General features: G+C 64.5%; 1 protein-coding gene. It reads right to left on the bottom strand.

Annotated features, from left to right (window positions below):
• Positions 1-1,716 (bottom strand): putative Ig domain-containing protein (locus tag C0R46_RS20565; RefSeq protein ID WP_198598428.1); only part of this gene is annotated, 1,716 nt, incomplete at both ends.

Here is a 1,716-nt window from a genome sequence, read left to right as displayed (position 1 = left end):
CTTGGCGTCGGACAGACGCCCGGCCGCCGGCGAGACGATAGCCGGCTTGGCCTTGACGGTGATCGAGTAGGTCGCCGAGACGACCTCATTATTATTGTCCTGGACCTGCAGGTCGAAACTGGTGGTTCCGATCACCATCGGTGTGCCCGAGAGGATGCCGGTGGTGGTGTCCATCGACAGGCCGGCAGGCAGGTTGGTGTAACCGAGCACGATGCCACCGGTGACGGTGATGGTCTGGCTGTAGGGTTGACCCAGCGTGGCGTCGGGCAGAGCACCCGCGGCCGGTGTGAAGATCGCCGGCGGTGCCACGTACTTGTAGGCGTCGTAAATGACCGGGTTGTTATAGGGGCTGATGAGCTGAACCCAGGCGCTCTGGCCCTGGCTGGACGGCGGGACCTTGACGGTGATCGCCGTGTCGGTGCGTTGCAAGATCTCGGCAGGATAGCCGACGAAGCTCACCTCGATCACCGAGCTCAAATTGGCGCCGTTGATGACGACCAGATTGCCGCCTGCCACGGGGCCCGAGGAGGGCGTGACGTTCGTAAAGACGGGCAGCGCCGCTTCGACTGTCAGCGAATATTGGGCCGAAACGATCTGGCCGCCGCCGTCCTGAACGTTGACGTTGAAGCTGCGGCTTTCGACGGATGTCGGCGTACCGGAGATGGTGCCGGTCGAGAAGTCCATGGTCAGGCCGGCGGGCAATGCGCCGGTTGAGACGATGGTGCCGCCGGTGACCGTAATGGTCTGGCTATAGGCTGAACCGACGGTCGCGTTCGGCAGAGAGCCGGCGACCGGCGAGAAGGTGACGGGCTGCGCATCGACGGCAATACTGTACTGAGCCGAGACGATGTGGCTGGCGCCGTCCATCACGTTGACGTTGAAGCTGCGGCTCTCGACGGTGGTCGGCGTGCCGGAGATGGTGCCGGTGGAGAAGTCCATCGTGAGGCCGTCGGGAAGAAGGCCGGTTGAGACGATGGTGCCACCGGTGACGGTGATCGTCTGGCTATAGGCTGAACCGACGGTGGCATTAGCCAGAGCGCCCGCGGCCGGCGAGAAGACGACAGGCTGAGCGGCGTCGATGGTGATCGAATACTGAACGGTCGTCTCGACGTTGTTGCCGTCCTTCACTTTGAAAGCGAGCGGGTAGGGAAAGGGCCCTTTTTGCAGCGGCGTCCCATGAACCCGGACGACATTGGCGCTCAGTTCGGCAGTTAGCCCCCAGTAAGGTGGGTTTCCGTATGAGGTGAGTTGGGTGGCGGTGCCGTTGGTGATGGTGATGCTCTGGTCGTAGGCGACGCCCACGGCGGCATTCGGCAGGGCGCCCGGTGTCGGCGAAAGCACGACCGGCGCGGCGTTGACGGTGAGCGTGTAGTTCACCGTAGCGGGGGCGTTCCCCGCATCAGTCGCGGTGATGGTGATGTTGGCGCTACCGGCAGAGATGGGCGTGCCGGAGATGAGGCCGGTCGACGGGTCGAAGCTGAGGCCGCTCGGCAGGCCGGTCGCGCTCGTCAACGTGCCATTGGCGGCAGTGACGGTCTGGCTGTACGCCGTGCCGACAATCGCACTCGGCAAGGCACCCGACGCTGGCGAGAAGGTGACGGGTTTCGGATCGACCTGCAGGCTGTAGGCCTGAGCTCCGGTGAAGCTGTTGGCGTCGGTCGCCGTGACGGTGAAGTTGAAGGTGCCGACAGCGGTCGGCGTGCCGGAGAGGGTGCC

This window comes from Mangrovicella endophytica, assembly GCF_002893625.1.
GTDB classification, from domain to species: domain Bacteria; phylum Pseudomonadota; class Alphaproteobacteria; order Rhizobiales; family Rhizobiaceae; genus Mangrovicella; species Mangrovicella endophytica.
Note: the sequence above shows the minus strand (reverse complement) of the source record. Positions and strands in the feature narration are given on the sequence as shown.